The organism is Patescibacteria group bacterium (assembly GCA_034660655.1).
In the GTDB taxonomy this organism is placed as follows: Bacteria; Patescibacteriota; Patescibacteriia; order JAACEG01; family JAACEG01; genus JAACEG01.
Genome location: JAYEJU010000028.1, coordinates 7,487 through 14,982, shown reverse-complemented (window position 1 = coordinate 14,982; position 7,496 = coordinate 7,487). Strand labels below are relative to the sequence as shown.

Genomic DNA, 7,496 nt, shown 5'->3' with positions numbered 1-7,496 from the left:
TTCAAAAAGAATAATTGATTTATTTTTTTTATTTGCCATATTTTTTATTTATTATAAATTTATAAACGTACTTTTATTCTATTATTCTAATCCAAAAAATTAAATTTTTTAGATTATTGATTGTAGAATACCAAAAATAGCTTAAAAGTCAATAAAAATTCGGTTGTTATTTTAAAATGTTCAATGTTAAATCAGCGTTATAATTTCGCGAATAGCATTTTTTTTGCTTGTAGAAATTTATTTGGATGATATAATTTTAAAAAAGATTTTGTTTAAAAATTATTTTTATTATGTTAAAAAATAAAAAAAAATTAGAACTAATCGCGCCGGCAGGCAGTTTTGAAAAAGCAAAATACGCTTTAGAATTTGGCGCGGACGCGGTTTATCTTGGCGTTCCTGAATTTTCTTTGCGTTCGGGAGTAAATAAATTTTCAGAAAACGAAGTGAAAAGCATTATTGAATACGCGCGCGAAAAAAACAAAAAGGTTTATGTCACGGTTAATATTTTCGCTCATAACCGCCACTTAGAACCGATAATTAAATTTTTAAGAAAAATAAATATTTGGAAGCCGGATGGAATAACTATTTCTGATCCAGGGATTATTGTTTTAGCGAAAAAATATTGCCCTAAAATTCCCATTGGCCTTAGCACGCAAGCAAATTGCACTAACGCGGAAAGCGCTAAATTTTGGCAAAAGCAAGGCGTAAAAAAAATAATTTTAGCGCGCGAGCTTTCATTGCGAGAAATCGCAGAGATACATAAAAAAGTTCCTGAATTAGAATTAGAATATTTTGTTCATGGAGCCATGTGTATGAGTTACTCTGGCAGATGTCTTTTAAGCTCTTATTTTTTAGGACGAAGCGCTAATTTGGGTGATTGTGTCCAGCCATGTCGCTGGAATTATAATTTTTATATAGAAGAGGAAAAAAGAAAGGGCAATTTTTTAAAATTAGAAGAAGATGAATACGGAAGTTATATTTTAAATTCAAAAGATATTTGTTTGATAAAATATCTTGATGATCTGAAAAAAGCAGGCATTAGTTCATTCAAAATTGAAGGCAGAAATAAAAGCGTTTTTTATGTTTCTTTTGTTTTAAAAATTTATTCACAAGCTCTGCGTCTGAAATCAAAAAATTCTGAAAGAAAAAAAGAATTAAATAAATTATTCAAACAATTGCAAACTTTAACTCACAGAGATTATATAACTGGTTTTTTATTTGGAAAAGAAAACGCGAAACAAAATTATAAAGAGTCGCACAAAATAACAAATTATCAATTTGTTGGAGAAGTCGTGAAATCAATAAAAAATAAAGTTTATTTGAAAGTTCATAATGTTATTTTTTTAAATGACAGCTTGGAAATTATTCAGCCAAAATCCAAAACAATAAAATTAAAAGTAAAAAAAATGTATGATGAAGATTTAAACGAGATAAAAGAAGCTCACGGAGGACAAAATAAAATTGTTATTTTAGAAGCAAAAAACAGGATTGAAAAAATGTCGGTAGTAAGAAAAAAAATAAAAAAATAATCAGATTATCATTCCGTGCTTTTAATTTGTTATCCAGTGCTTGCCTGTCCCGCTTATTGCGGGGACACGGAATCTATTTTATAAATTTGCAGATCCTGAATCCCCGCCTGCCGGTAGGCAAGAAGTTTAGGATGATAATTTGATAATTTTATGGAAAAAATTTTAAAATACAAAATGGATTATTTTTTAATTTTCTTTTTTGCTTTTCTGTTTTTTCTTTTTTTGCAATCAGCTCCTGTGCTTCCCGACCCTGATGGATTTTATCATGCCAAAATGACTGAAATGATAAGCAAACAAGGAATTGTTCAGGATTTTCCTTATTTGCAATTTACAACTTTGAAAGACGGCTATATTGATCAGCATTTTTTATATCATCTGATTTTAATTCCATCTCTGTTATTTTCTGACCATCTAATTGGAATAAAATGTTTGCAAGCTTTGATAAATTCAGTTTTTATTTTTCTTTTTTATTGGCTATTAAAAAAAGAGAAAATAAAAATTCCGTTATTTTGGACAATAATTTTAATAACCAGCTCCCCGTTTATTTTTCGCATATCATTGATTAAAGCAAATTCTTTATCATTGATTTTTTTGTTTTTAGGGATTTTTTTTATTTTTAACAAAAAATATTTATTATTATTTGTATTAAGTTATTTTTATGTCTGGGCTTATGGCGGATGGCCGCTGATGCTTGTGTTAGCGTTTGTTTTTGTCTTTTCGCAATTTTTAAATAAAAAAATTCAGCGCGAATCTGTTTTTAGAAAATTTTGCAGTAGATTGGATTTTCTGCATTTATATAAGCAAAAACAAAAAATAGATTTTAAATTAATTATTATTTGTCTATCAGGAATAATTTTAGGGCTTGTTTTAAATCCTTATTTTTATAAAAATTTTTATTTTTATTATCAGCAGATTATTCAGATAGGGCTGATAAATTATCAGGATAAAATAAATGTTGGAGGAGAATGGTATGCTTATCCGTTTTTTGAGTTGGCGCAGAGTTCGTTAATTGTTTTTTTTATTTTTTTAATCGCCTTATTTTTATTTTTAATTTCAATAAAAAATCAGAACGCAAAAAGCGTTTCGCTTTTAATATTGAGTTTCTTTTTTTTAGCGCTAACTTTAAAATCAAGGCGGTATGTTGAATATTTAATTCCTTTTTTAGTTTTTACGTCAGCTTTTATAATTACTTTTTCTTTAAAAGATAATTTTGTCCGCGATATTTGTTTTTTGTTTAGTAAATTTTATAAAAATAAAAAAATAGCGTTTTATTGTTCAGCTATTTTTTTGATTTTTGTTTTTAGCGTTGTCACTTTCAAAGAAGTTAAAAGAACAAAACAAGAACTTTCTTTTGGTTCAAATTTAACGCTTTATAAAAATTCAGCAGAGTATTTACAAAAATATTCTTTTAAAAAAGATATAATTTTTCACGCTGATTGGGATGATTTTCCTTCTCTATTTTATTATAACAACCATAATTATTATATATTAGGTTTGGATCCGACTTTTATGTATAAATATGATAAACAGCTTTATGATGAATACGCGCGAATTACAACAGGAGAAGACAGCTATGATTTATATAAAAAAATAAAATATGATTTTAACGCGAAATTTGTTTTTTTTGATAAAAATCATTTAGCGTTAAAACATAATTTAATGCTAGATAATCGTTTTGTTTTGGTTTATCAAGATGAAGAAGCTGAAATTTATGAAATAGAATAAAAATTGTTTTATATTTTTTTTCTCTTCCTCCAAATTAAATTCCCGATAATAATCAAAAACCCAGCAATGGTTACGAAAATATATTTATAATATTTTTTTTCAATAAAAAAATTAGATTGTTCATTATTTGTAAAATCAATTTCTTGCGCGCTTGCTATTTTGCCTAAAATTTTTCCTAATTTTATATCAGATTGGTAGCGAGGCAAAAGACGCAAACCGCTTGTTGTCTTACTTACAATTCCAATGATTTCAGCTTCTCGTCCAATAATTTCTTTTTCTAATTCAATGCCAGTGTATTTGTTAATGTAAATTTTTATTTCTTCCGTATTGTCGTCAATCCATAAACTGTTACTTTTTTGTTCCATAATTTCACCGCTTACTAACACCAAACGCCCCATAAATTGCTCCTCGATTTCTTCAATATTTATTTCTAATGCTTCGGCATTTTTTTTATCTTCGATAACAATAATATCTTTTTTGTTTTTGATTTTTATTCGCAATTCTTCTCTTGATTTTGTTAATTCGCCTGTTAATGTTATTTCATCTCCTGATTTTAATTCAGGAAAATCCTTGTCATATTTATACACCTGAATTCCATCAAGATAAAATATCTGTTTTCCAAGAATTCCTGGTTCGACAGCGACTATGCCAGTTGTTTGAATCAAACTTTTAAGCTGGCAATTTTGTATTTCTTCTATACTAACTTTTTTAATTCCATTTTTGAGATTGTTGTTTGTGGCAGGTAAAATAGAATTATATTCATAAGAATCGTAAAATTCAATAAATTCATTTTTCGAGTTTGGAGTAATAGACGGCGTCCAATACCAATTTTCATCAACAGGATCAAAAGCGTAAGTTTGGTTTTCTATTGTTTGCTCATAAGATATTTCAGCGATAATTTCTTCTCGCGGATTTATTAAAAAAACAGAATCATAATTATTATTTAAAGAAATATGCGTGTCTTGTTTATAAAAACATAAAAATTCTTTTTCTTTAATTATTGTTTGCTCAGGAATTGTCCAGCCGCTGCTTTTGCTATTATCGTCTAATATCCAATCGCTTAAATCAACAGGTTTCGCGGTTGGATTAAAAAGTTCAATAAATTCATTGTCGTCTTTTCCTTTTGGGTTTGGAAAAATTTCAGATATTATGATTTCAGAACATTCATTATTTTCTGTTTTATTTGAATAATTATTATCTGATGTTTCAGGGTTGATATTTACGTAAAAAGATTTTTCAGTAAAAGCGTCTCTGCTGTCAAATACTGACAGCTTAATTTTATATTTTCCGCTATTTTGATAAGCATAAACAGGAGAAGGCAATGTGCTTGACCCGCCATCTTTAAAATTCCAAATAAAAAACAGATCATCGCCGTCTATATCATAAGAATCAGAAGCGTCAAATATTATTTGTTCTCCAACGATTGCTTCCTTAATAGCATCTATGGCAATGATTGGTTTTTCATTTTTTTCTCCAACAATATTTTTTTTACCAGGCGTAAAATCATCCGTCCAAAGCCATTCGTTTTTCTCATTGCGGGAATAACTTTGATTTTCATTTGCTTTTTCTTTATACGAAATTTCATCTGCTAAATTTCCATTTAAATCGTATAATTTTATTTTATCTCCTCCAAAATTATTAAGCGCTATTTTGCTTGTTTTTCTGTAAATTACAAAAAATTGATTTGGTCTTATTAACAAACTTGAAAAATCATTATTGTTTATTGTATAGGTTCTTTTGCTGTTGTCATTTATTTTCCAGTTATTCAGACTTATAGTTTTTTTGCCAATATTTTTTAGTTCAATAAATTCATTTTGGCTATCAGTATTTTCAGGATTTGGAAAAAGCTCGTTTATAATTATTATACTTTTTATAGAAGTTTTTTTATCACTTGAAGTTTGGTTATTATTTTCTGATGATGAATTTTGGCTTTTATTTTCTTCTTCAGTTTTACTATCCGCGCCGCTTTCTTCATACCAATTATTAGAAGTATAATCAGGTGAATCAAAAATTTTTCTTTTTAAAACAGCATTAGAACATTTTAAATAAGTAAAATCTTCTATAATATTTTTGTCAGCGTCTAACAGCTGTATTCTTTCACCAGCTTCTTTTAGCGATGACCAAGAACTGTCAATAATCATTCCTGAATAATCTTTATATATTTCTAAAAATTTTTCAGGAGTCTGACAAATTATTGCTGATGATTGCGGAGAAATAATATAGCCGTTGTTATGTTCTTTAATTGAATGTTTTACGCCTTCGGGTTTTGAATCTGAAAAACCTTCAACAAATTTCCATGCTTCTAAATCTATATCACTGTTTGAATTATTGTGGATTTTTATCCATTCATAACCGCTTTTTTCAAAAGTAGCGATTTCAATAACGCTTATATCTAATTGACTCGCGGCAAAAGAACTTTGCGCGCAAATAAAAAAAGCCGTTCCTCCTAATATTATGGATAAAACGGTTTTAAACATAATTTATAAACTATATGTAAATAAACTGATTATGGAAAAAAAGCAGGCAATAATTAAAATTGCCCAGCTTGCGATAATTAAAAAATGAATATTAAATATCATAAAAAGAAAAATAAGCGCTATTCCAAAAGTTTGAATAATCATTTTTATTTTACCCCAAATATTTGCTTCAATAATATTTCCATTAGATTTGCGCCGCGCTCCGTTCGCGACCAATAAAATTTCTATTAAAATAATAAACAGAGCAAAGTATAAGTTTAAATATTTGCTGATTAAAAGAAATGCTGTCGCGCCGATGAGCAATTTATCAGCTATTGGATCATATATTTTGCCCCATTCCGTGATTTGATTTCGCGTTCGCGCCATTGCTCCGTCTATGGCGTCAGTAAGCGCGGCTAACAAAAAAAGAATTAAGCTAAGAATAATTTTTTCTTTTAAAATAAACAAAATAATTATCGGAGTTAACAGCAAGCGAAGCACTGTAAAATGGTTTGGCGTTAAAAAATTCGGAATTATTTTTAACAGAGTCACTTGCAGAATTTTATCTATCGGATAAAGTTTAATATTTGGATTTTTAATTGCTTGTTCCATAAGAAATATAAAATAAAATGAGGTCTGGGCGGGATTCGAACCCGCGCATAAGGGTTTTGCAGACCCTTGCCTTACCGCTTGGCTACCAGACCAATTATGTTTTATTATAGCTATCAAGAAAAAATTTGCAAGCCAGTATATTTAGCATATATTATAAAAATAAAAAAAGCGTTTTTAAAAATGCTTTTTTTATTTGTTATTTATGTAATTGTTAATTTTTTTTCAGCACTTCCATTTTTAATCGTTTAGCTCCGAAATTTATCGCTTGAGTTCTCGTAGTCATCCAAATATCAGCCCTGTTTGAAAATCTTTGGTGCATTCTGTCTTCAACCGTGTAAATTTTATTTCCTGAATACTCTGGAAAACGCACTTTTGTTCCAAATCTTAAAAAATTTGCCGCTATAATTCCGTCATAAACCCTTGTTCCGTTAGCTGTGATAAACGGTGTGCTGTCGCATTGGTCAACTGTGCTGGAATACGCGGTTACTGTGATATATTTAGAATAACTTACTTCCGGGATTTTTTTCACGATTTTGATTTCTTGTATAAAAGGTTTTTTTATTTTTGTCTGATAATTACTTTTGAGAATCACAACAATTGGCTTTTTCTCTTCTTTTTTTATTTCTTCTTGTTTAATCGGATTTGCCAAAGAAAACTGAGGAAAGGAAAAATTTAAAACAAACAACAGCAAAATAATAAAACGAGCTGTTTTTGATAAATTTTCTTCTATTTTTTCTTTATTTTGTTTTGCTTCTTTTTTACTTAGTTTATTAGAAAAAAGGCTTAAAAACATATAATTTATTTATTTCTTAAAATAAAAACCCCCTTGTTTAAAAGGGGTCTTATATATTTTGCCAGTATAACATATTTACATTGATTTGTCAATGATTTTTATTAGTTTTAATATATTTTGGACAAAAAAATATTTTTAATCATAAATATATGTAAACTTTATTCATAATGTGGACCAGACAGGACTTGAACCCGCCACCTCCTCGGTGCAAACGAGGCGCTCTACCAGATGAGCTACTGGCCCGTATTAACTTATAGCTTTTAGCTTCCTTAGCTTTTAGATTGGAGCGGGTAACGGGAATTGAACCCGTGTTTCTACCTTGGCAAGGTAATGTAATAGCCACTATACGATACCCGCGAAGTCAATTTTTAATGATTAATT

The 7,496-nt window shown here is 28.7% G+C and carries 5 protein-coding genes and 3 tRNA genes; 2 read left to right on the top strand and 6 right to left on the bottom strand.

Annotation, left to right across the window (positions count from 1 at the left end):
* The first annotated feature begins 290 nt into the window (after positions 1 to 290).
* Together U9O55_02310 and U9O55_02305 are read left to right on the top strand one after the other, a co-directional pair.
* Complete coding sequence (locus U9O55_02310; protein ID MEA2088647.1) at positions 291 to 1,529, top strand: U32 family peptidase; 1,239 nt, start codon at positions 291 to 293, stop codon at positions 1,527 to 1,529.
* 150 nt (positions 1,530 to 1,679) lie between these two features.
* On the top strand, positions 1,680 to 3,254 hold the full coding sequence (locus tag U9O55_02305) for a hypothetical protein (protein MEA2088646.1): 1,575 nt from the start codon (positions 1,680 to 1,682) through the stop codon (positions 3,252 to 3,254).
* 8 nt (positions 3,255 to 3,262) lie between these two features.
* Here the strand turns inward: U9O55_02305 and U9O55_02300 are convergent, their stop codons facing one another.
* The 6 genes from U9O55_02300 to U9O55_02275 form a co-directional block, all read right to left on the bottom strand.
* Positions 3,263 to 5,731: a lamin tail domain-containing protein gene (locus U9O55_02300; protein ID MEA2088645.1), complete on the bottom strand. Its 2,469-nt coding sequence runs from the start codon at positions 5,729 to 5,731 to the stop codon at positions 3,263 to 3,265.
* Between the two features lie 3 nt (positions 5,732 to 5,734).
* Positions 5,735 to 6,322, bottom strand: coding sequence for a CDP-alcohol phosphatidyltransferase family protein (locus U9O55_02295; protein MEA2088644.1), 588 nt, complete (start codon positions 6,320 to 6,322; stop codon positions 5,735 to 5,737).
* A 20-nt stretch (positions 6,323 to 6,342) separates the two neighbouring features.
* A tRNA-Cys gene (locus U9O55_02290) sits at positions 6,343 to 6,414 on the bottom strand.
* Positions 6,415 to 6,533: 119 nt separating this feature from the next.
* Positions 6,534 to 7,115: a hypothetical protein gene (locus U9O55_02285; GenBank protein MEA2088643.1), complete on the bottom strand. Its 582-nt coding sequence runs from the start codon at positions 7,113 to 7,115 to the stop codon at positions 6,534 to 6,536.
* 170 nt (positions 7,116 to 7,285) lie between these two features.
* Positions 7,286 to 7,358: transfer RNA gene (locus U9O55_02280), tRNA-Ala, on the bottom strand.
* Between the two features lie 39 nt (positions 7,359 to 7,397).
* Positions 7,398 to 7,472: transfer RNA gene (locus U9O55_02275), tRNA-Gly, on the bottom strand.
* Positions 7,473 to 7,496 lie beyond the last annotated feature (24 nt).